Here is a 20,660-nt window from a genome sequence, read left to right as displayed (position 1 = left end):
GAGAGAGGGGGCGCGTCGCGACCTTCGTATCCCGTGAAACGAGGATCGGAGCCGTTCGCCGTTTCATCCAGCGCGGAGGCGAGCCATGTCGCTGTTCGATCTGACCGGCAAGACCGCCCTCATCACCGGCTCGTCGCGGGGCATCGGACGGGCGATCGCCCTGCGGATGGCCGAGCACGGCGCCCGGGTGGTGATCTCGTCGCGCAAGCGCGAGGCCTGCGAGGCGGTCGTGGCCGAGATCGAGGCCGCCCATGGGGCCGGCCGCGCCGTGGCGATTCCGGCCAGCATCTCGGTGAAGGAGGAGCTGGAATCCCTCGTGGCCGAGACCGAGAGCCGGCTCGGCCCGGTCGACGTGCTGGTCTGCAACGCCGCCAGCAATCCCTATTACGGGCCGCTCGCCGGCATCTCCGACGCGCAGTTCCGAAAAATCCTCGAGAACAACGTCCTGTCGAACCACTGGCTGATCCAGATGGTCGCCCCCGGCATGGTGGCGCGGCGGGACGGCGCGATCGTCATCGTCTCGTCGATCGGGGCGCTCAAGGGCTCGCCGGTGATCGGCGCCTACAACGTCTCGAAGGCCGCCGACCTCCAGCTCGCCCGCAACTACGCGGTGGAGTACGGCCCCGCCAACGTGCGGGTGAACTGCCTGTGCCCGGGGCTGATCCGCACCGATTTCGCCCGGGCCCTGTGGGAGGATCCCGAGATGCTCGCCGCCACCACGGACGCCGCGCCCCTGCGCCGGATCGGCGAGCCCGACGAGATCGCCGGCGCGGCCGTGTTCCTGGCCTCGGCGGCCGGCCGGTTCGTGACCGGCCAGGCGCTCGTGATCGACGGCGGCGTGACCATCGCCCGATGAGCCCCGATCCCCGCATCCCTGCCGGCTGGCCGGCCCTGACGTTCCGCGAGGCCGAGGCGCGGCTTACCGCCTCAGGTGGGCCCTTCGCCATCGCCACGGTGCCGATCCGGGGTGTGCCGACCCGGATCTGGGAGAAGGCACCGCCGACGCTGGGCGATCTGTTCCGGATCGCGCGCGGCCACGGGGACAAGACCTTCGTGGTCTACCAGGACGAGCGCGTGACCTTCACGGGTTTCGCCCGCGCCGCGACCGCCCTGGCGCGGGCTCTGGTCGAGGCCGGCGTGCGCAAGGGCGACCGGGTCGCCATCGCGCAGCGCAACCTGCCCGAATGGCCGGTGAGCTATTTCGGCGCGCTGCTCGCCGGCGCCATCGCCACGCCGCTCAATGCGTGGTGGACCGGGCCCGAACTCGCCTACGGCCTGCAGCATTCCGGGGCGCGGGTGCTGATCGCCGACGGCGAGCGCTTCGACCGGATCGCCCCGCACCTGCGCGAATGCCCGGCCCTGGAGCGGGTCCTCACCACCCGGACCGCGCCGGACCCCCGGGCGACGCCGCTCACCGACATCGTCGGGCCGGTCCGGGACTGGGGCGCCCTCCCCGACCTGCCCCCGCCGGACGTCGCCCTCGACCCGGAGGACGACGCGACGCTGTTCTACACCTCCGGCACGACCGGCAAGCCCAAGGGGGCGGTCGGCACCCACCGGGCGGCCGCCACCACGGTGATGGCCTACCCCTACTCGGCGGCGCGCAGCGCCCTGCGCCGGGGCGAGGCGCCGCCGAAGCCCGACCCGGCCGCGCCGCAGCGGGCGGCGCTGCTGGTGATCCCGCTGTTCCACGTCACCGGCTGCCACGCGAGCCTTGGGGCGGCCCTCTACGGCGGCCACCGGCTGGTGATGATGCACCGCTGGGACGCCGCCGCGGCCCTCGACCTGATCGAGCGGGAGGGCTGCACCAGCGCGGGCGGCGTGCCGACCATCGCGTGGCAGCTCGCCAACGCGGCCCGGGAGGCCGGCCGGCCGCTGCCGACCCTCGAGGGCGTCACCTACGGCGGCGCCCCGGCCGCCGGCGACCTCGTGCGGGCGCTGGGCGAGGCCCTGCCGCGGGTCGTCCCGGGCACCGGCTGGGGCATGACCGAGACCTCGGCGACCTTCACCCACCACCAGGGCGAGGATTACCTCGCCCACCCGGAATCCTGCGGACCGCCCCTGCCGGTCTGCGAGGTGCGGATCCTCGATCCCCTCGGGCAGGATCTGCCGCCGGGCAGCGTCGGCGAGCTGTGCGTGAAGGGCCCGAACGTGGTCCGCGGCTACTGGGACGACCCGGCCGCCACCGCGGAGGTCCTCTCCGAGGGCTGGCTGCGCACCGGCGACCTCGCCCACGCCGACGAGGAGGGCTTCCTGACCATCGTCGACCGGATCAAGGACATGCTGATCCGCGGCGGCGAGAACATCTACTGCTGCGAGGTCGAGAACGCCCTCTACGCGCACCCGGACGTGATCGACGCCGTGGTGCTGCCGGTGCCCCACCCAACGCTGGGCGAGGAGCCGGGCGCCGTCGTGGTGCTGGCCGAGGGCGCCGAGACCGACCCGGAGGCGATCCGCGCCTTCGCCGCCGAGCGGCTCGCGGCGTTCAAGGTGCCGGTGCGGATCGAGATCTGGGACGGGCTCCTGCCCCGCAATCCCGCCGGGAAGATCCTGCGGGCGCCCCTGCGGGCGGTGTTCGCGGCGGGCTCAGCTCAGAACGGCTCGCCCTCGTCGTCCGGGCGATAGACCCGCAGGGTCCGGCCATCGGGGAACTGCACCGTCCGGCGGTGGACCACGACGTAGCCGGCGGCCTGGGCGCTGCTCAGGCGGTCGAGGCGGTCGTCGGTGTAGCCCTGGGTGTAGCCCTGGGCGTAACCCGGCTCGTAGGCGTAGCCCGGCCCGTAATTGTAGGCCCGGTAGCGGGCGTAGCCCTCCGGGGGCGGCGGCGCGGCGGCGACGGCCTGCGGGGCGGCCCGGACGGACCGGACCGGTGCCGCCGCGACGCGGGCCCGGCGCGGCGCGGCGGCGATCCGCTTGGGCGCCACCGCCGCGCGGGCGGCCTTCCGCTCCGGCGCGCGCCGCACCGCCACGGCCTTCCGCCGGGCGGTGGCCGGCCGGGTCTCGGTCGCGGCGGCCGGCGTCCCGGTTGGAGTCGCGGCGGACGGTGCCGGCGGGGCGGCCTTCGTGTCCGTGGCCGGCGCCTTCGGGGACCCGGCCTTGTGGGCCGGCGGATCCGTCCATGTCGTGGCGACGGATTCGGCGGAGGCGCCGCCGATCCCGAGGACCAGCATGAGGGCGGCGAGGCTCGTTCGCGCACCGTGCGGCATGGCGCCCTCCTGTCATCGCGGGGTTTCGGACAGATCCGCGGAGCAGCGCGACAATAGATCGAACCGCTGCGCAGGGGAATCGCGTCGCTGCATTTCCACCAGGATCGCCGAAACACGTTTAATACGGATGACGCTCGGCGCCGGACGCGGCCGGGCCGTCCGACGACCGGTCGCGGGGTACGGCGCGCGACGTGCCCCGCGCCGTCCCCCGCGACGAGAGCCCGCGGAACCCGCGGCGCCGCGCGCGGTTGCCCCGCCATGTCCGCCCCTGCCGATGCGTCCTCCGGCCCCCCGCCCGGCCTGCGGGTGAGCGTCGATCTCAACCTGTGCCAAGCCTATGCTCAGTGCTGCTACGCGGCGCCGCGGCACTTCCGCATCGAGGGGCACGAGGCCCTGTTCTACGATCCCGCCCCCGCCGCGCGGGACCGGGACGACATCGAGCGGGCACGCGTCGCCTGCCCGGTCCAGGCGATCCGGGTCGAGGATCCGGAGCGGGGCGCCTGATGGCGCGCGATTCCGAGCGCGTCCTGATCGTCGGCGCCGGCCTCGCGGCCCTGCGCGGGGCCGAGGCCCTGCGCGAAGCGGGCTTCTCCGGCCCGCTGACGATCGTCGGCGACGAGCCGCACCGGCCCTACGACCGGCCGCCGCTCTCGAAGCACGTCCTCACCGGCGCGATCCCCGCGGAGGCCACGACCCTGCCGGGGGTCGGCGCCCTCGCGGCGGAGTGGCAGCTCGGCAGCGCGGCGCGGTGCCTCGACCGGCAGGCGCGCACGGTCGGCCTCGCGGACGGGCGGATCCTCCCCTACGATCGCCTGCTCATCGCCACCGGCACCCGCGCCCGGCCCTGGGCGAACCCGCACGAGGGCCGCCTCGCCGGCGTCTTCACCCTGCGCGGGCGGGAGGACGCCGCCGCCCTGCGGCGGGCGCTGGCCGCCGGCCCCAACCACGTGCTGGTGATCGGCGCCGGCTTCATCGGCTGCGAGGTCGCGAGCCTGTGCCGGCAGCTCGACCTGCCGGTCACCCTGGTCGAGCCCGGCCCGACGCCGCTGGCCCGCATCCTCGGCAGCACCGTCGGGGCGTTCATCGGCGCGATCCACGAGGGCCACGGGGTCGCGCTGCGCTGCGGCCGCGAGGTCGAGTGGCTGGAGGGTCGGGACGGCCGGCTGGTGCGCGCCCACTTGGTCGACGGCAGCAGCCTCGCGGCCGACGTCGCCGTCATCGCCCTGGGGGCCCTGCGCAACACCGAGTGGCTCGACGGGTCCGGCCTGTCGGCGGATCCGGGCGGGGTCGATTGCGACGCGCGCGGCCATGTCCTCGATACCGAGGGCCGGCCCGACCCGCGCATCGCCGCCGCCGGCGACGTGGCGCGCTTTCCCCACCCCCTCTACGACGGCCGGCGCGTCGCCCTGGAGCACTGGAGCCACGCGGCGGCGCAGGGCGTCCATGCCGGCCGGCTCCTCGCCGGCTTGGAGCCTGAAGTCCCTTACGGCGCCCTGCCGACCTTCTGGTCGACGCAGGGCGACCTCGTGGTGAAATCCGTCGGCCTGACCGAGGGCGCCGACGCGGTGGCGATCACGCAGGGCGATCCGGCGGCCGGCCGCTTCGTCGCCACCTACGGCCGCGACGGGCGCTGCATCGCGGCGGTCGCGGTGGATTCCGCCCGCTGGCTGCCGGCCCATGCCGAGCTCGTGGAGGCTCGCGCGCCGTTCCCGCCCGAGGACGCCGCGACCGACCGGCCGAAGCGCGTCACGGTCCACGAGCCGGGCTTTCCGTAACGCGTCGGGAAGCGGAACCGGCCCATCGGGCGAAGCCTTTGTCGTTGCAGCATCTTTCCCGAGGGCCGGTGGCCGCCATCCGGGTCGATGCGTGAAGGAGACCGCATGCCCGACGCCACCCTCCTCGACCAGGTCAAGGACTTCGCCAACCGGCCGAACCCCTACCCGGTCTACGCGAAGCTGCGGGAGAATCCTGTCTCGCGCCAGGACGACGGCACCGAGGCGGGCACCTGGGTGGCGGCGACCCACGGCACCATCGCGCGCCTGCTGCAGGACCCGCGGGTCAGCTCCGAGACCCTGCCCCCGGCCGACCGGCCGCGCACCGGCAACCCCCTCACCGACCTGATCGTCAAGCCGCTCAAGGACTGGATGATGGACCGGCACCGGGTCTTCATCTTCCGCGACCCGCCGGACCACGACGCCCTGCGCTCGGCGGTGATGCACCAGTTCTCCCGCGAGCGCGTCCAGGCGATGCGCGCCCGCTCCGACCGGCTGGTGGCCGACCTGCTCAACGAGAAGTGCGGTGCCCGGGAGATCGACGCGGTCGACGACCTCGCCTACCCGCTGCCCGTGACGGTGATCTGCGAGCTGTTCGGCGTGCCCCGGGAGGACGAGCCGAAATTCCACGGCTGGGCGACGCAGCTCGCCACCGCGCTGGAGCCCGACAGCCTGTCCGACCCCGAGATCCGCGCCGCGAACAGCCGGACCTTCGACGCGATCGGCGGCTACATGGGCGACCTGATCAGGGAGAAGCGCAGGCACCCGCAGGACGACATGCTGTCGGGCCTCGCCAACCACGCCACCCCGGCCGGCGTGAAGATGGGCGATTACGACCTGATCGCCACCTCGATCCTGATGCTGGTGGCCGGTCACGAGACCACCGTGAACCTGATCACCAACGGCCTGCTGACCCTGCTGCGGCATCCGGACGAGCTGGAGCGCCTGCGGCAGGACCCGCTCCGGGCCCCGCGGCTGATCGAGGAACTGCTCCGCTACGAGCCGCCGGTGCAGTTCCGGACACGACGGACGCTGTCGCCCATCGACATCGCCGGGGTCACGATCCCCGAGGGGGCCGATCTCGTGCTGCTACTGGCCTCCGGCAACCGCGATGCGGCCGTCTTCCCCGACCCCGATCGGTTCGACCCGGACCGCAGCGGGATCCGCCATCTCGGCTTCGGCGGCGGCCTGCACTACTGCGTGGGCGCGCCGCTGGCCCGGTTCGAGGCCGAGGCGGCGCTCACCGCCCTCGCCCGCCGGCTGAAGGCGCCGCGCCTGGTCGAGGACCCGCCACCCTACCGGCCGGGCGCCGCCCTGCGCGGCCCGGAGCACCTGCGGGTGGCGATCGACGGGATCGCCTGAGCCGCCGGGCGGGCCGGACGGCCAACCCGAGCATCGATGAGGCCGCCGACGCGACGAAGACGAAAGTCCGTCGCCGTAAAGTTGTTTGCCTCGCTAAAGTCGCGATCGTCCGGCCTGGTTACGCTGGAGACGGAACCGGCGGGTTGAGACGATGACTCAGGGGTTTGCGCGCGCTGCATCGCTGGCGCGCACGGTGGGGACCACGGTGCGCAACCTCGCCCTCGGGCGCGACGACGTCCCGCCCCTCGCGCCCCACCTGCCGCCCGCGCCGTCCCACACGGTCGACGCCGACATCCCGGTCGATATCGGCTGCATCAAGGTGTTCCGGGCCGAGAGCTTCCCGGAATCCGGGCCGAGCCCCTGGCTCGACCAGCCCGACGCCCTCGACATCGTCGCGCGCCGCGTCGCGCGCCGGGAGATCACGCCCCGGCAGGCCGAGATCTGCCGGTCCTGGGTGGAGCACGGCTACTACGTCCTGCGCGGCGCGATCGATCCCGACACGATCGACGAGGTCTGGGCCGCCTACGAGGCCGCGATCGCCGGCGGCGACCTGACCCTCGCCCCCGAGAAGGCGGCGCCGGACGATCCCCATCCGGGCCGCTACCTCAACCCGCACCTGAAGGTCGAGGCGATCGACCGGCTGCTGAAGCACCCCGTGCTGATGAACTTCAGCAGCATGGTGCTGGGCCGCCCCGCGATCCCGTTCCAGACCATCGCGTCCCACAAGGGCAGCCAGCAATCCGAGCACTCGGACTCGATCCACATGACGACCTACCCGCTCGGCTACCTGGCCGCCTGCTGGGTCGCCATGGAGGACATCCACGCGGATGCGGGGCCGCTGGTCTACTATCCCGGCACCCACCGCCTGCCGTACCTGTTCAGCCACGACGTCGGCATCACCACGGACGAGTTCCGCGAGCGCGGCTACGGCGCCTATTCCGAGCGCTACGAACCGGCGATCAAGCAGGAGATCCGGGAGCACGGGGCGACGCCGGCCTACTTCACGGCACGCAAGGGCGACGTGCTGTTCTGGCACGCGAACCTGCTGCACGGCGGTTCCGCGCGGGCCGACATGCAGCGCTCCCGCAAGGCCCTGGTGCACCACTACTTCGCGGAAGGCTGCATCTGCTACCACGACCTCTCGGCGACGACGTCGGCGGTGCACGGCCCCGTCGAGAGCCTGCCGACCTGCGGCGCGTCGAGCCCCGACATCGCGATGCGCGAGCGGATCAGCCTGTAAGGGTGCGGGGTCGCCGGGCGGTCCGGCGACCCCGCCCTCAGGCGGCCTTCACGGCGGCCAGGAAGGTCGTGACCTCCTGGCCGAGGCTCGTCGAGTAGCGGGCCAGCTCCTGCGCGGCGCCGAGCACTTGGTCGGAGGCCGCGCCGGTCTCGCGGGCCGCCTGCCGGACGTCGGCGATGTCGGTGCTCACCGCCTGGGTGCCCTGCGCCGCCTGGGTGACGTTGCGGACGATCTCGCTCGTCGCCGCGCCCTGCTCCTCCATGGCGGCGGCCACGCTGAGCGCCACCGTGCGCATCTCGTCGATCGTGCCGCCGATCGTCCGCATCGACTCGACCGCCTGGCGGGTCTCGTTCTGGATGGCGGCGATCTGCGTCGCGATGGTCTCGGTCGCCCGGGCCGTCTGCGAGGCCAGCGCCTTCACCTCGCCCGCCACCACGGCGAAGCCCTTGCCGGCCTCGCCGGCGCGCGCGGCCTCGATGGTGGCGTTGAGGGCCAGCAGGTTGGTCTGCCCGGCGATCCCGGCGATCAGGCCCATCACCTCGCTGATCTGGTCCGTGCCGCGGGCGAGCACCTGCATCAGGGCGTTGGTCTGGGCCACGTCCGTGCCGGCCCGGTCGGCCATCGCGGAAGACTGGGCGACGCGGGACGCGATCTCGTTGATCGAGGCGGCCATCTCCTCGCTCGCCGCCGCCACGGTCTGCACGTTGCTGGAGGTCTGCTCGGAGGTCGCGGCGACGCGCACCGACTGGTCGGTGGTCCGCGCGGCGGTGCGCGTCATCTCCCGGGCCGTGGCCTCCATCTCCACCGCTGCCGCCGACAGGCCCTGCGTCAACGCGCTGACCTGCGCGTCGAACCGGGCGGTGACCGTGTCGAGCATCTGGGCGCGGCGCATCTTCGCGTCGTTCTCCGCGACGGCGGCCGCGTCGGCGTCGCGCTTGGCGATCAGGGCGTCCTTGAACACCTGAACGGCGCGCGCCATGGCGCCGACCTCGTCGCCGCGGCGCTGGTCGGCGACCGTCACCGCGAGGTCGCCGTCCGCGAGGCCGCGCATCGCCGCGGTCAGGCGGGTGATCGGGCGCGACAGGCCGTTGCCGACGAGCAGGAGCAGCGCCAGGATCGGCAGGGCGAGGCCGGCGGACCAGAGGCCGATGGTGATCGCGCGGTCGCGCACGGCCGCGTGGACGTCGTCCCGGTACAGACCGGTGGCGACGATCCAGCTCCACGGCTTGAACATCTGCACGCTCGCGACCTTCTCCACCGGCACGGACCCGCCGGGGCGCGGCTTCATGTAGTCGACGAAGCCGGAGCCGTCGCGCTTGGCGGTCTCGACCATCTCGGCGAAGTAGCGCTTGCCGCCGGGGACGTCGGTCTGGTCCACCACCTGCTTGCCGACGTTCTTGGCGTTGAAGGCGTTGGCGATCAGGTGGCCCCGGTCGTCGAGGACGAAGAAGTAGTCCTCGCTGCCGAAGCGCAGGGCGGTGATCGCCGCGAGCGCGGCCTTCTGCGCCTCGGCGACGGGCATCTGGCCTGTCCGGGCCTGCGCCTCGTAGTGGACGAGCAGGCTCTGCGCGACCTCGGTCAGGCGCTTGGTCATCAGCGCGCGGTCCTCGAGCGCCGAGCCGCGCATGTCGAGGAAGCTCAGGGCGCTGAGGGCGCCGATGGCCAGGAGCACCAGGGCCATCACGGCCGCGAGCTTGTGGCGAAGCCGGAGATCGGCGAGGCGCTGCCACGGCGCGGCACGGTCGGCGGGCGGGCGGCTGGTCTGCGTGGGGGTCATCCGAGCACCGGAAGAGGGGGCCTGCGGCCGGCGGGGACTCGCCGTGGGCGCCGTACGGCCTCAACCTCGTGCATTCGGGTTAGTAAATCGCAAAGACCTGCGGCCGTTCGCCGGCAGTCAGTGGGCGAATATCGATGTCAAGTCATTGAATGCGGTACAGTCTACAGCTTTGCATGGATTAATATCGGGATCGGGCCGGGGCTTTTGAGGGCCCGCAGCTAGGCGCTCACGCTGTAGTGGATCGGCTTGAAGCTGCCGTTGTTCGACTGCAGGGCCGAGCAGGCGGTGAGCCCGATGATCAGGTCGGTCTCGGCCACGAACACGATCCGGTCCCCCGCCCGGCTGAGGGGCGGCGCCACGGTGAGCGCCCCGGTCGCGCCGTCGATCGGCACGTTCATGAAGCAGTTGAACGCCACCGGGATCGCGTCCGGCGCGATGCCGTAGGGTGCGAGCGCCGCCGCGAGGTTGCCGAAGCAGCCGCGATGCGGGTTCGCGTCGCCGTAGATGATGCGGAACGTGTCGGCCGAGCACGGCGTCAGCAGGAAATCGTGCCGGCCGACCGTATCCTCGAGGATCCGCAGCAGGATCTTCGAGCGGTTCGAGTAGAGCGGGTCGCCGGTGGTGAGGTAGATCCGGCTGGCGTAGTCGAGGGTCCGGCCCGACGAGATCACCTCTCCCGTATCGTGGCGGTTGAAGGCGAGGAGGTCGGCCACCTGCTCCCCGCACGGGTCGATCACCGTGAGGCGCTGGCCCCGGTCGAGGGTGAAGGCGACGCCGGAGCGCGGCGCGATCGTCTGCACGTCGGCCTGGCACAGGGTGGGTTGGCACATGGGGGTGGCTCGCTCCGTACTGGGGACCGGATCCGACCGGCTCAGGCGCCGCTGCCCGGCAGCCCGCAATCGAAGGGCAGGGCCGGCGGGTTCCAGTCCCGGGCCTCCGGGGCCGGCGCCGGTCGGCCCTTCATGGGGCAGCGCCAGTCCGCGTCGACCGCGCGACCGCTGTACTGGCGCGCCTCCGAGGCCTCGCCGTGGCGCGCCAGCATCGGGTTCACGCTGCCGGCGAGGGCCTCGTCGCGCTCCAGGATCGCGGCGCGCAGCTTCTCGTAGCGTCCCTCCGCCCGCAACCGCTCGAACTGCGCGTGCAGGTTGAAGACCAGGACCGGCGACGAGAAGCGCCGCGCCGGCCGGCTCGCCTGCGGGTGCAGCCCGACGACGAAGAACGCCTCGCCGCCGAAGCTCAGGGAGAAGTGCGGGTTGTCGGGATCCTCGGCCACGCGGGCATCGTGGGGCTGGCCGAGCCAGGCGTCCTTGTCGGTCAGGGATTGCGCGCGCGCCCAGAGGTTGTGCTCGAACGCCTCCTCCGAGAGGTCGCCCGGCCCCTCGAACACGACCGCGAAGCTCTGGAACAGGTCGGGCTGCGCGCGGTACTGCGCCACGAAGGCGAGCAGCGCCGGGTAGATCCGCATGTCGTCCCAGCCCGAGGTGATGTCCCGGGCCACCACGATCCGCATCCGCCCGCGGGACAGGGCCGACTTGGCGCCCACGCAGGGGAAGGGCGGGTTCCGGATGAAGTCGCGGAAGGCCTCGGCACGGGGGTGCTCTCGGTCGTCGCGGGGGAGATGCATGCAGGGCCTGCCCGGTCTCTGCGCGGTCGGCCTCCACGCGAGGCGGCCGCTGTTCGGGACTCCGGGAACACCACCGGGAGGCCACTGTTCCGTCCTGCGACAGGTCGTCCGGGGGATAAGGTGAATCCGGTCGCGTGTGACCAAGATCTGTGCGGATGGACGGCCAATATTCCGTGGATCAGCGCCAGCGAATAAACATAGGTTAAGGCCGGAAAGACTCCCTGTGCCGGCGGTGTGCCGGCGCTGTGCTGCCGCGCGCGGCCTCTGCACTGGGCCGTCCCCGCGCGCGAGCGGCTCATCCCCGGCCGGCCCGCCGCGTCCGGTGCCGCGTCGCCGCCGCGGCCCCGAAGGCCTCGAACAGCGTGCGGTTGATCGGGTTGGTCGCCGGATCGTGCTCGGCGTGCCACTGGACGCCCAGCGCGAAGCCCGCCGCGTCGCGGACGCGGATCGCCTCGACCGTGTCATCCTCGGCGAGGCCCTCGATCACGATCCGGCCGCCCGGCTCCAGGATGCCCTGGCCGTGCAGGGAGTTCACCCGGATCGTCTCGCGCTCCAGGAGGCGGGCGAAGGCGCCCCCGGGCGTCAGCCGGACCTCGTGACGGTCGGCGAAGATCAATTCCAGGTCCGGGTGGATCTCGCCGTTCGCGAGGCGCGGCATGCGGTGGTTGAGCCGGCCCGGCAGATCGCGGATCTCCGGGTGCAGGCTGCCCCCGAAGGCGACGTTCATCTCCTGGAAGCCGCGGCAGAGGCCGAACAGCGGCACGCCCCCCGCCACGCAGGCCTCGATCAGGGGCAGCGCCACGGCGTCGCGATCCTCGTCGTAGGGCTCGTGCGCCGCGCAGGGCTCGGTGTTGAAGCGCGCCGGATGGACGTTGGCGCGGCCCCCCGTGAGCAGGACGCCGTCCACGGTGTCGAGGAGGTCCCCGAGGTCGGTGACCGCCGGGACGGCGGCGAACATCAGCGGCAGGGCGCCGGCCACCGCGGCGACCGCCCGCATGTTGTTCTCGCCGACGATCTGCGCCGGGAAGCGGCTGTCGATCAGGCGCGCGTTGCCGATGACGCCGATCACGGGTCTCGCCATCGTTCCGGCCGCTCCTCGATCCTGCCCTGCCCGCCGCGGCAGGCTCTACGACCCACGCAAGGCCGGCGCCAGTCCCGTCCGGCTCACGGCGGCGACAGAACGCCCGCGTCCGAAGCCTCGGCGCGGAGCACCTCGGCCACGCGCTCCGGCGCCTCCTCGTGGGCGAGGTGGCCCAGCCCCCGGATCAGGCGGACGCGGGCGTCGGGCATGCGGTCGCGCAGGGCGAAGGCGGTGTCCGGCAGGATGGCCTTGTCGTCGCCGCCGACGATCAGCAGGGTCCGGGTGGCGAGGCCGGGCAGCGCCCGGTGCAGCCCGGCGAGATCCCAGTTCGCCATCATGCCCAGCGCCCCGCGGACATGGCCGGCCCGGGCGAAGAGCCGCCGGTAGAGGTCGACCCCCTCCGGGTCGAGGCGCGAGCCGGTCCCCTCGATCAGGCGCTTGGCCGCGGACCGGTCCGCCGTCCAGGCGAAGATCCGGGGGGTGAAGGGGTTGAGGAACAGGAGGCGCGCCATGCTGGGGAACAGCAGGTTCGCCGCCCCCGGCAGCGGCGCGAGAGCGCCGTTGAAGGCCGCCAGCAGCCGGGGCGCGATGGTGCCGTCGAGGCACATCCGCGCGAGGACGGCGGCGCCGGCCGAGTGGCCCGCCGCCAGGACCGGCGGCCGGCCGAGCGCCGCAACGAGGCCCGCCACGGCCCGGGCCATGCCGGGCAGCGACAGGTCGGCGTCGGGCAGCGGGTCCGTGAAGCCGTGGCCCGGCAGGTCCGGGGCGATCACGGAGAAGTCGCGCGCGAGGAGCGGCGCCAGCCCGCGCCACGAATGCGTGGCCGCCCCGGTCCCGTGCAGCAGCAGCAGCGTCGGGGCGTCCGGAGACCCGTATTCCTGGACGTGCCAGCGGAGGCCGGCCGCCTCCACGAAGCGGCTGGCCTCCCGATTGGGCCAGTCCCGGCCCTCCACGGCCCAGTCGGGCCGGTCCGCGTCGAAGCCGGTCAGCATGCGCGCGTATCCTGCACTGCGGCATGGCCGGACGATCCAGGGACGACGGCGGCGCTATCGTTCATGGCCGGAAGTATTTCGTAACACTGAACAATCCTATGCGGCGGCCGCATGCCACCGGTGAGCGGAGACCGATTGCTGCGCTGCAACAGCAACGGCATATCTCGGGCGAGCAAGAACAAGACGCGTCCACCAACTCCGGAGAAGGTCATGATCCTCTTCACCTCCTCGACCCAGAACATCGCCGCTCCGGTCTCCGGCGGCTGGAGCCTCAAGGCCATCGTCCGCGAGATGCTGAGCTCCTGGCTCGCCCACCACCAGCGCCTCGCCGACAGCGGCATCGGCGGCGACCTCTGACACCCTGTCGCGGGGGTGACGGGTGCGGCGCTCAGAGCGCCGCCCGCACCGCCGCGCTGAGCTGACCGGCCTCGGCCCGGGGTAGCTTCAGGTAGCGGGCGCCCATCGCGTCCGCCACAGAACGGGCCTCGTCGCCCCGCGTGCCGGTATCGACCACGAGGGCCGGCAGCCCGGCCGCACGCAGGGCTCGGGCCGCCTGCAGCGCCTCCGCGCCCGCCCGGGCCCGTCCCCCCTCCCCCGACCGCGCGACGTTGGCGCGCCCGTCGGTCAGCAGCACGATCGCCGGCCGGCTGCCGCCGCGGCGCACGCCCAGCGCCACCGCGACCGCGGCGTCGATCCCCGCCGCGAGCGGCGTCCCGCCTCCGCCCGGCAGTCCCGAGAGCCCGCGCTTGGCCCGGGTGAGCGACCGGGTCGGCGGCAGAACGAGATCCGCGCCGGTGCCGCGGAACGCCACCAGCGCCACCCGGTCCCGCCGGATATAGGCCTCCGCCAGCAGCAGCTCGACCGCGCCCTTGGCCTCCGCCAGCCGCTCCAGGGCGGCCGAGCCCGAGGCGTCCACGCAGAACACCGTGGTGGTCTCGGTCCGCTGCTTGAGGATCCGGATCCGCAGATCGTCCCGCCGCACCACGATGCGGCGCGCCTCCCCCTCTACTCTGCGGACGGCCTGCCAGGGCGCCGCCGCCCGCAGGGTGGCGAGCAGGTCGAGCCGTCCCCGCCGCGGGTCGCCCCGCCGGCTGCCCACGGGGCGGCCGGTGCGGGCCGAGGCCGCCTGCCCGACCCGGCCGGCCTTCGCGGCCGGGAGACGCTGCGCGCCCGCCAGAAGCTGGTCGAGGAGGTTCGGCGGGATCGCGGCGCGCACCGCCTCCAGCACGACGTCGTCGGGTGCCTCTGCGGCCGGACCCGACGCCTCCTCCGCGTCGTTCGGCTCGGGCGGCTCCGCCGGCGCCTCCGCGGTCTCGGGGGCGGGCTGCTCCGGTGCGGGCAGGCGCGTCGCCCGCGGCGCCAGGACGAGGCGCCCGGCCGCCACGATCGCCCCCGGGCCGATCGGCCCGTCTCCCGCGAGGGCGCGCGCCACGCGCGCCGCCAGGATCGGGCCGCGCAGCGACGCGATCCCGAAGGCCTCGGCCAGGGCGCAGAGGCTCCCGACCAGGTCGGGCTCCGGCGCGCCCGGGGCGGGTTCCGGCTCGGCCGCCGCGGTGTCCGCGAGGCCGAGCCCGCTCAGGTCCAGCCGGAAGGCGAGGCGATCGGCAAGCGCCTCGGCGACCGTCTCGTCCGCCACGCCCTCGTCGAGGAGGATCAGGCCGAACCGGGCGCCGCGGTCCGAGACCGTACCGGTGTCGAGGGCGGCGGCGAGCCGCGACGCGGTGCCCGGCGGCAGACGCTCGGCCATGGGGACGACGACGATCCCGCCATCGGCCTCCGCCAGCAGGCCGGCCCGCGCGACGGGGCGGCCCGCAGCCAGGGTCGCGGCGAGATCCAGGCCGCCGAGCAGGCCGTCGTCGCCGATGCCGGGCGGCAGGCGCCGCCAGGGCGTTCCCGGGAGCAGCGCCGCCCGCACGCTGTCGAGCCAGCGCTCGCGCACGGGCCCGGCGGGGGCCCGCAGCACCGCGCCGCCGAGCCCGTGCGGGTCCGCGGCGAGAAGCCGGGCGGCCAGGCGGGCATCGGCCCAGGCGCAGGTCGGTGTCCCTCCCTGCTCTGCGGGACGGCGATGTTCAGGCATCGGCTCGAGCGGGGCGCGACAGGGCCCCGCTTCCGAGCGGGTGCCGAGGGTCAGACACGTCCATCGGGCCGCGACGCGGGCGACAGAGCGCGACCGGCCCCCTCTCCCGGGCGGGAGAGGGTCGGGGTGCGGGATGCGGAGTTCCAGGACTGAGCAGACGCGCGCGACGCGTTCGGGCCGAGCCTCGTCCGGCCGGTCCCCGTCCTCCACCCTGTCCCGCGCCCGCACGGGAGAGGAGCCCCGCGCTCCGCTCCGCGCCGACTCGGCCGGAGCCGCGCGATGAACGCCCTCGCGGTCGGGGCGCGCGCAGCGGCGCCGTCACGCGAAGACCTCCGCCAGCGCCCGCTCCACCCGGGCGGTGGATCCGGATTCGTCGAGCGGGTTGCGCCGCAGCCGGTGGCGCAGGGCGGCCGGGGCGATGCGCCGGAGGTGATCGTCGGTGACCATCGCGGCGCCGTCGAGCGCCGCGAGCGCCCGGGCCGTGCGCATCAGGGTCAGTTCCCCGCGCAAGCCATCCGTCCCGAGGGCGAGGCAGAGCCGCGCGGCGCGCTCCAGGGCGGCATCCGGCACGGTGACCGATGGCAGGCGCTCCCGTGCCAGCAGGATTCTTTTTTGAATCTTTCGCTCTTCGCCTTCACGGGCAGCACAGAACCCCTCCGGGTCGCGCTCGTAGGCGTCGCGGGCGCGCACCACCGCGATGCGGATGGGGATGTCCCTCGGCGTCGCGACCTCGCAGGCCAGCCCGAACCGGTCGAGGAGCTGCGGCCGCAGCTCCCCCTCCTCCGGGTTGCCGGAGCCGACGAGGACGAACCGCGCCGGGTGGCGGAGCGACAGGCCCTCGCGCTCGACCGTGTTGACGCCGGAGGCCGCCACGTCGAGCAGGAGGTCCACGAGGTGGTCCTCGAGGAGGTTGACCTCGTCGATGTAGAGGAAGCCGCGGTTGGCCCGGGCCAGCAGCCCCGGCTCGAAGGCCTTCACGCCGGCGCCGAGCGCCCGCTCCAGGTCGAGGGTGCCGACCACCCGGTCCTCGGTGGCGCCCAGCGGCAGGTCCACCACCGGCACCGGTTTTTTCTCGGACTTTCTCCGCGCGCCCGGCAGGCTCGCGCAGTGCGGACAGGATTCTGCGGGACTTTCGGGATCGCAATTGTACGGGCAGCCGACCACCGCCCGCATCGGCGGCAGCAGGGCGGCCAGCGCCCGGATCGCCGTGGACTTGCCGGTGCCGCGGTCGCCGAAGACCAGCACGCCGCCGACCGCCGGGTCCACCGCCGCGATCAGCAGCGCCTGGCGCATCTCGTCCTGGCCGACGATGGCCGAGAAGGGGAAGGTGGGCACACGATGACTCGATGCTGCGGGGGCATCCAACCCAACCCCCTCATCCTGAGGTGCCGCAGCGCAGCGGAGGCCTCGAAGGAGGTCTCCAGAAGACGTGCGATGGCTGGAGGCCTCCTTCGAGGCCCGCTGACGCGGGCACCTCAGGATGAGGGCGAAGGTGGGAGAAGGGAACCCCCGCCCGCGCTTACTCCGCCGCCTTCTGCCGGAGCCCGATCCGGCCCCAGATCGTGGTGAGCGCCTCGACCAGATGGGCGATGTCGGCGTCGGTGTGCAGCGGCGACGGGGTGATCCGCAGGCGCTCGGTGCCGCGGGCGACCGTCGGGTAGTTGATCGGCTGCACGTAGATGCCGAACTCGTCGAGCAGGGTGTCGGAGATCCCCTTGCAGAGCACCGGATCGCAGACCATCACCGGCACGATGTGGCTGTCGTTCGGCATGGTCGGGATGTCGGCGGCCTCCAGCGCCTGCCGGACCTTCGCCACCCGCTCCTGATGCCGGGCCCGCTCGACGCCGCTCTCCTTGAGGTGGCGGATCGACGCCGCCGCGCCCGCCGCGACGGCCGGCGGCAGCGAGGTGGTGAAGATGAAGCCCGAGGCGAAGCTGCGCACGAAGTCGCAGAGCTTCTCGGAGGCCGTGATGTAGCCGCCGTGCACCGCGAAGGCCTTGCCGAGCGTGCCCTCGATCACGTCGAGCCGGTGGGCGACGCCGTCCCGCTCCGAGATGCCGCCGCCGCGGGCGCCGTAGAGGCCGACCGCGTGGACCTCGTCCAGGTAGGTGAGTGCCCCGTGGGCCTCGGCCACGTCGCAGATCTCGGCGATCGGCGCGATGTCGCCGTCCATCGAGTAGACCGACTCGAAGGCCACCAGCTTCGGCCGGGCGGGATCGACCAGCACGAGCTTGCGGTTCAGGTCCTCCGGGTCGTTGTGGCGGAAGATGTGGCGCTCGGCCCGCGAGAACCGGATCCCCTCGATCATCGAGGCGTGGTTCTCGGAATCGGAGAAGACCGCGCAGTTCGGCAGGCGCGACGCGAGGGTCCCCAGCGCCGCCCAGTTCGACACGTAGCCGGAGGTGAACAGCAGGGCCGCCTCCTTGCCGTGGAGGTCGGCGAGCTCGCGCTCCAGCAGCACGTGGTAGTGGTTGGTGCCCGAGATGTTCCGGGTGCCGCCGGCGCCCGCGCCGCAGCGGTCGATCGCCTCGTGCATCGCCCCGGTGACGGTCGGGTGCTGGCCCATGCCGAGATAGTCGTTGGAGCACCAGACCGTCACGGGCCGGGTGCCGGCCGCGTGGTGGTGGGTGGCGTGCGGGAAGTTGCCCGCGTGGCGCTCGAGGTCGGTGAAGACCCGGTAGCGGCCCTCGCGGTGGAGCCCGGCGATCTCAGCCCCGAAGAAGGTCTCGTAATCCATGTCGCCTCTCCCCGAACAAATCCTGCGGGTTGATCCCGCCTGTGACACCGGACTTCGCACAAGACCAGTTCCAGATTGGTGGACGTGCGTCGCCCGCTCGTGATCCCTCGGCCTACACGTGGTCCGGCGGCCCGGCCGCTTCCCCGGGCGCCCGGGCCGGCAGGCTCCAGCGCCACAGCTCCGCCGAGGGCAGCGGCAGCATCAGGAACCAGTGCTCCAGGGTGGCGAGCGCGGTCAGCGTCGCCAGGACCGTGAAGCCGATCAGCTCGTGCTCCAGCAGGTCGGCGCCGAGCGCCGCCCGCCCGAGCAGGGCCGCCGCGATGGTCCCGAGGCTCACCGAGACCGGGAACAGCAGGTTCATCGGCTTCCGGGACAGGTAGCAGGCGAGGTAGCCGAGATGGTCCGGCAGGAACTCGGCGTGGAGGTTGCGCACCCCCAGGAACAGGTTGAGCCGCGCCGACAGGTTCATCACCACCAGCGTGCCGTAGGTCCACAGGGCGAAGCGGTTGGGGCTGCCCCAGACCAGCGCCAGGATCGCGAGGCCGCCGACCACGATGGCGAATTCGTGCCACAGGCTGGTGGCGAGCGCGGCGAAGAACCGGTCGAGCCCGCGCACGCTCGGCGCGCAGGCGACGGGCCGCGGGCCCGACAGGAAGCCCATGTAGTAGCTCATCTCCTGCCATCCCCAGACGACGAGCGCCGCCGTGAAGGCCGTGTAGGCCCCCGTGGCGCTCGTGTCGGCGGCGCTGGACCGGATCGCCACCAGGGCGCCGGCGAGCAGCAGAGTCGCCCCGGCCATGCTCCACGGATGCGTCCGCCGCGGGGCGTGGTCGAGCAGCAGGATCAGCCCGGTGGAGAACCACCAGAGCAGGACCGCGTACAGGACCGGGGCGGCGTAGGTCCCCATGCTACCAGACCGGCTGGAGGCGGATGTCGGCCGGCAGGGCGTTGGCCTTGACGGGCAGGAGATAGAGCCGCGCGAAGGTCACGGCCGCGCGCGCGGCGTGGAATCCCTGCAGGGCCTTGCCGACGAGGCCGCCCCGCGCCTTGGCGTCGGCGATCGCCCGGGAGCAGGCGAGCAGCCGGTCGAGGCCCGCCTTGAACTTCGGGTTGTCGATATCGAGTTCCAGCGGGAAGGTCTGGCGGGAGATCTCCGAGGTGATCCGGAAGACCTTGAAGTCGTAGTCGCTGGGATCGACGCCGAGCGCCGCGTGGAAGGCCGGGCGGTGATGGTCGCGCACGTACATCGTGGCGAAGACGGCGAGCAGGAAGAACCGGATCCAGTAGCGGTTCACGCCGCTCGTCAGCTTCGGGTTGGCGCGCATCAGCAGCGCGAAGGCCTCGCCGTGGCGGAACTCGTCGTTGCACCACAGCTCGAACCACTTGAAGATCGGGTGGATGCGCCGCTCCGGGTGCCGCTCCAGCTCGCGGAAGATCGTGATGTAGCGGGCGTAGCCGATCTTCTCGGACAGGTAGGTGGCGTAGAAGATGAACTTCGGCCGGAAGAACGTGTACTTCTTGGACTTGGTGAGGAAGCCCAGGTCCACGCCGATACCGAAATCCTTGAGCGTGTCGTTGATGAAGCCGGCGTGGCGGGCTTCATCCCGGCTCATGAAGCCGAACAGCTCCTTGATGTCCTTGTTCTTCGCCCGTTTGCGCATCTCGGCGTAGAGGACGCAGCCGGAGAACTCCGCCGTGATGGACGACACGAGGAAGTCCAAAAACTCCTTCCGCAGCTCCGGCTCCATCTTCGACAGGTCGCAGTCGAATTCCTCGTTGCGGGTGAAGTGGCGCTTGTTCGGGTCGGAGCGCAGCTCGGCGATCAGGATGTCCCAGTCGCGCCGCACCGGCTCGACGTTCGTGCGGTCGAGCTCGTCGAAATCGGTCGTGTAGAAGCGCGGGCTGAGGAAGGTCGTCTCCTGTGCCGAGCGGGTCGATTCATTGATCGGCGTCTTCGGGACGGGCTGGCCGGAGGGCGGCGGGACGGGTGCGTTCACAGCTTCCTCCTCTCGGAAAAGCTGACCTCGTAGAGTTCGGTCAGCTCGAAATGCGCGATGAGCTTGGTCCAGGCCCGCTCCAGCGCGCCGGCCCGCGTCACGGTGGCGGTGCGCCGCACGGTGAGGCGCTCGCCGTAGGGCACCGAGGTCGGCGCGTCGTGGACCTGGACCTCGTCGCCGGGCTCGATCTCGAAGCCGGCATCGAGGGTGACGTGCGCGTGCAGACTCTCGGGCGTCTGCTCGATCTCCACCGTGCAGGGCACGGTGACGGTGCGGCTGCCGAACAGGCCCATCACCGCGTCTCCGCGGCGGGGGCGCCCGGCGCGGGCATCAGCCGCGCGAAGGCCCCGGCATTGGTCGGCCCGAAGGCCTCCAGGGGCACCCGGCGGCCGGTGGCCTCGTCGGCCAGCGCGAGGCGGCCGTCGTCGTAGCGGGTCAGGCTGAAGGGCTTCTCGGGGCCGAGGCCCTCCCGCTGGCGGGCCTGGGCGAGGCCCCGCAGGGTCCCGCGCAGGAACCCGTCCTCGCCGGGACGGATCCAGGCGACGATGTGCCGGTCGGCGACGTCCCGCAGGGCGATCGAGCCGTCGACCTGATCCTCGGCGCGGAACTCGAGGCGCTCCACCACCTTGGCGGGCGGCAGGGCGACGAGGCCGACCTTCTCGCTCCGGCCGATCAGGACCGCCAGCATGGTGAAGCCCATCAGCGCGCCGGCGCCGATCATCAGCAGCGCCGGTGCCGGTCCCGCGACCGCCATGGCCCGGCCGGCGCCCTCCGCCCGCTCGCCCATCGTGCCCC

Annotated in this window: 20 protein-coding genes; 7 read left to right on the top strand and 13 right to left on the bottom strand. The window is 73.1% G+C overall.

Translation table 11 applies throughout. From position 1 onward, the window contains the following. Positions 1-85 precede the first annotated feature (85 nt). A complete protein-coding gene (locus ACQKQD_RS08520) occupies positions 86-856 on the top strand; it encodes an SDR family NAD(P)-dependent oxidoreductase (protein WP_427508080.1) in 771 nt (256 codons plus the stop codon). Then, positions 853-2,625, top strand: coding sequence for a class I adenylate-forming enzyme family protein (locus tag ACQKQD_RS08515; RefSeq protein WP_427508079.1), 1,773 nt, complete (start codon positions 853-855; stop codon positions 2,623-2,625). The genes ACQKQD_RS08520 and ACQKQD_RS08515 overlap by 4 nt, the downstream gene beginning before the upstream one ends. Here ACQKQD_RS08515 and ACQKQD_RS08510 read toward each other — a convergent pair. After that, complete coding sequence (locus tag ACQKQD_RS08510) at positions 2,592-3,206, bottom strand: hypothetical protein (protein ID WP_427508078.1); 615 nt, start codon at positions 3,204-3,206, stop codon at positions 2,592-2,594. The genes ACQKQD_RS08515 and ACQKQD_RS08510 overlap by 34 nt on opposite strands. 258 nt (positions 3,207-3,464) lie before the next feature. On the opposite strand from ACQKQD_RS08510, the gene ACQKQD_RS08505 reads away from it, so the two are divergent. The 4 genes from ACQKQD_RS08505 (at position 3,465) to ACQKQD_RS08490 (ending at position 7,580) form a co-directional block, all read left to right on the top strand. Then, entirely contained in the window at positions 3,465-3,710 is a 246-nt protein-coding gene (locus ACQKQD_RS08505) for a ferredoxin (RefSeq protein ID WP_020095273.1), read from the top strand. After that, on the top strand, positions 3,710-4,981 hold the full coding sequence (locus tag ACQKQD_RS08500; protein ID WP_427508077.1) for an NAD(P)/FAD-dependent oxidoreductase: 1,272 nt from the start codon (positions 3,710-3,712) through the stop codon (positions 4,979-4,981). The genes ACQKQD_RS08505 and ACQKQD_RS08500 overlap by 1 nt, the downstream gene beginning before the upstream one ends. Before the next feature lie 105 nt (positions 4,982-5,086). Then, entirely contained in the window at positions 5,087-6,340 is a 1,254-nt protein-coding gene (locus ACQKQD_RS08495; RefSeq protein ID WP_020095271.1) for a cytochrome P450, read from the top strand. Positions 6,341-6,491: 151 nt separating this feature from the next. Beyond that, a complete protein-coding gene (locus ACQKQD_RS08490) occupies positions 6,492-7,580 on the top strand; it encodes a phytanoyl-CoA dioxygenase family protein (RefSeq protein ID WP_427508076.1) in 1,089 nt (362 codons plus the stop codon). A gap of 37 nt (positions 7,581-7,617) precedes the next feature. On the opposite strand, the gene ACQKQD_RS08485 is transcribed toward ACQKQD_RS08490, so the two are convergent. The 5 genes from ACQKQD_RS08485 to bchO form a co-directional block, all read right to left on the bottom strand. Continuing rightward, positions 7,618-9,357, bottom strand: coding sequence for a methyl-accepting chemotaxis protein (locus ACQKQD_RS08485; RefSeq protein WP_427508075.1), 1,740 nt, complete (start codon positions 9,355-9,357; stop codon positions 7,618-7,620). 218 nt (positions 9,358-9,575) lie between these two features. Continuing rightward, positions 9,576-10,187: a DUF1989 domain-containing protein gene (locus ACQKQD_RS08480; RefSeq protein WP_020095268.1), complete on the bottom strand. Its 612-nt coding sequence runs from the start codon at positions 10,185-10,187 to the stop codon at positions 9,576-9,578. A 41-nt stretch (positions 10,188-10,228) separates the two neighbouring features. Further along, a complete protein-coding gene (gene gntA / locus ACQKQD_RS08475; protein ID WP_020095267.1) occupies positions 10,229-10,981 on the bottom strand; it encodes a guanitoxin biosynthesis heme-dependent pre-guanitoxin N-hydroxylase GntA in 753 nt (250 codons plus the stop codon). 295 nt (positions 10,982-11,276) lie between these two features. Further along, the gene (locus ACQKQD_RS08470; RefSeq protein WP_427508074.1) at positions 11,277-12,062 is read right to left on the bottom strand and encodes a gamma-glutamyl-gamma-aminobutyrate hydrolase family protein; all 786 of its coding nucleotides are present in this window, start codon (positions 12,060-12,062) and stop codon (positions 11,277-11,279) included. Positions 12,063-12,145: 83 nt separating this feature from the next. Then, positions 12,146-13,054, bottom strand: a complete 909-nt coding sequence (bchO, locus tag ACQKQD_RS08465; protein WP_427508073.1) for an alpha/beta fold hydrolase BchO — start codon at positions 13,052-13,054, stop codon at positions 12,146-12,148. 210 nt (positions 13,055-13,264) lie between these two features. Here bchO and ACQKQD_RS08460 point away from each other — a divergent pair, with 210 nt between their 5' ends. Beyond that, complete coding sequence (locus tag ACQKQD_RS08460) at positions 13,265-13,411, top strand: hypothetical protein (RefSeq protein ID WP_020095264.1); 147 nt, start codon at positions 13,265-13,267, stop codon at positions 13,409-13,411. A gap of 31 nt (positions 13,412-13,442) precedes the next feature. Here the strand turns inward: ACQKQD_RS08460 and ACQKQD_RS08455 are convergent, their stop codons facing one another. The 7 genes from ACQKQD_RS08455 to puhC all read right to left on the bottom strand — a co-directional run bounded on the left by ACQKQD_RS08455 (position 13,443) and on the right by puhC (position 20,652). Continuing rightward, the gene (locus tag ACQKQD_RS08455) at positions 13,443-15,131 is read right to left on the bottom strand and encodes a magnesium chelatase subunit D (protein ID WP_427508072.1); all 1,689 of its coding nucleotides are present in this window, start codon (positions 15,129-15,131) and stop codon (positions 13,443-13,445) included. A 318-nt stretch (positions 15,132-15,449) separates the two neighbouring features. Further along, positions 15,450-16,466: a magnesium chelatase ATPase subunit I gene (gene bchI, locus ACQKQD_RS08450; RefSeq protein WP_427508071.1), complete on the bottom strand. Its 1,017-nt coding sequence runs from the start codon at positions 16,464-16,466 to the stop codon at positions 15,450-15,452. Positions 16,467-16,650: 184 nt separating this feature from the next. Then, the gene (gene hemA, locus ACQKQD_RS08445) at positions 16,651-17,868 is read right to left on the bottom strand and encodes a 5-aminolevulinate synthase (protein ID WP_427508070.1); all 1,218 of its coding nucleotides are present in this window, start codon (positions 17,866-17,868) and stop codon (positions 16,651-16,653) included. A 112-nt stretch (positions 17,869-17,980) separates the two neighbouring features. Continuing rightward, positions 17,981-18,775 (bottom strand): putative photosynthetic complex assembly protein PuhE, encoded by a 795-nt coding sequence (puhE, locus tag ACQKQD_RS08440; protein ID WP_056524002.1) that lies wholly within the window; start codon positions 18,773-18,775, stop codon positions 17,981-17,983. Between the two features lies 1 nt (position 18,776). Beyond that, positions 18,777-19,865 carry a magnesium-protoporphyrin IX monomethyl ester (oxidative) cyclase gene (acsF, locus tag ACQKQD_RS08435; protein WP_091682489.1) on the bottom strand — a complete coding sequence of 363 codons (1,089 nt, stop codon included), beginning with the start codon at positions 19,863-19,865 and terminating at the stop codon, positions 18,777-18,779. Beyond that, positions 19,862-20,158 (bottom strand): hypothetical protein, encoded by a 297-nt coding sequence (locus ACQKQD_RS08430; protein ID WP_427508069.1) that lies wholly within the window; start codon positions 20,156-20,158, stop codon positions 19,862-19,864. Before ACQKQD_RS08430 ends, acsF begins: the two co-directional genes overlap by 4 nt. Further along, positions 20,158-20,652 (bottom strand): photosynthetic complex assembly protein PuhC, encoded by a 495-nt coding sequence (gene puhC / locus ACQKQD_RS08425; protein WP_091682490.1) that lies wholly within the window; start codon positions 20,650-20,652, stop codon positions 20,158-20,160. Before puhC ends, ACQKQD_RS08430 begins: the two co-directional genes overlap by 1 nt. Positions 20,653-20,660: the final 8 nt, after the last annotated feature.

This window comes from Methylobacterium sp. NPDC080182 (assembly GCF_050281105.1).
Classification (GTDB): Bacteria; Pseudomonadota; Alphaproteobacteria; order Rhizobiales; family Beijerinckiaceae; genus Methylobacterium.
Note: the sequence above shows the minus strand (reverse complement) of the source record. Positions and strands in the feature narration are given on the sequence as shown.

Excerpts from the sequence above, each read along its gene's own strand:
- ACQKQD_RS08520 (WP_427508080.1), top strand. The coding sequence starts at position 86 with ATGTCGCTGTTCGATCTGACCGGCAAGACCGCCCTCATCACCGGCTCG.
- ACQKQD_RS08515 (WP_427508079.1), top strand. The coding sequence starts at position 853 with ATGAGCCCCGATCCCCGCATCCCTGCCGGCTGGCCGGCCCTGACGTTC.
- ACQKQD_RS08510 (WP_427508078.1), bottom strand. The coding sequence starts at position 3,206 with ATGCCGCACGGTGCGCGAACGAGCCTCGCCGCCCTCATGCTGGTCCTC.
- ACQKQD_RS08505 (WP_020095273.1), top strand. The coding sequence starts at position 3,465 with ATGTCCGCCCCTGCCGATGCGTCCTCCGGCCCCCCGCCCGGCCTGCGG.
- ACQKQD_RS08500 (WP_427508077.1), top strand. The coding sequence starts at position 3,710 with ATGGCGCGCGATTCCGAGCGCGTCCTGATCGTCGGCGCCGGCCTCGCG.
- ACQKQD_RS08495 (WP_020095271.1), top strand. The coding sequence starts at position 5,087 with ATGCCCGACGCCACCCTCCTCGACCAGGTCAAGGACTTCGCCAACCGG.
- ACQKQD_RS08490 (WP_427508076.1), top strand. The coding sequence starts at position 6,492 with ATGACTCAGGGGTTTGCGCGCGCTGCATCGCTGGCGCGCACGGTGGGG.
- ACQKQD_RS08485 (WP_427508075.1), bottom strand. The coding sequence starts at position 9,357 with ATGACCCCCACGCAGACCAGCCGCCCGCCCGCCGACCGTGCCGCGCCG.
- ACQKQD_RS08480 (WP_020095268.1), bottom strand. The coding sequence starts at position 10,187 with ATGTGCCAACCCACCCTGTGCCAGGCCGACGTGCAGACGATCGCGCCG.
- gntA (WP_020095267.1), bottom strand. The coding sequence starts at position 10,981 with ATGCATCTCCCCCGCGACGACCGAGAGCACCCCCGTGCCGAGGCCTTC.
- ACQKQD_RS08470 (WP_427508074.1), bottom strand. The coding sequence starts at position 12,062 with ATGGCGAGACCCGTGATCGGCGTCATCGGCAACGCGCGCCTGATCGAC.
- bchO (WP_427508073.1), bottom strand. The coding sequence starts at position 13,054 with ATGCTGACCGGCTTCGACGCGGACCGGCCCGACTGGGCCGTGGAGGGC.
- ACQKQD_RS08460 (WP_020095264.1), top strand. The coding sequence starts at position 13,265 with ATGATCCTCTTCACCTCCTCGACCCAGAACATCGCCGCTCCGGTCTCC.
- ACQKQD_RS08455 (WP_427508072.1), bottom strand. The coding sequence starts at position 15,131 with ATGCCTGAACATCGCCGTCCCGCAGAGCAGGGAGGGACACCGACCTGC.
- hemA (WP_427508070.1), bottom strand. The coding sequence starts at position 17,868 with ATGGATTACGAGACCTTCTTCGGGGCTGAGATCGCCGGGCTCCACCGC.
- puhE (WP_056524002.1), bottom strand. The coding sequence starts at position 18,775 with ATGGGGACCTACGCCGCCCCGGTCCTGTACGCGGTCCTGCTCTGGTGG.
- ACQKQD_RS08430 (WP_427508069.1), bottom strand. The coding sequence starts at position 20,158 with ATGGGCCTGTTCGGCAGCCGCACCGTCACCGTGCCCTGCACGGTGGAG.
- puhC (WP_091682490.1), bottom strand. The coding sequence starts at position 20,652 with ATGGGCGAGCGGGCGGAGGGCGCCGGCCGGGCCATGGCGGTCGCGGGA.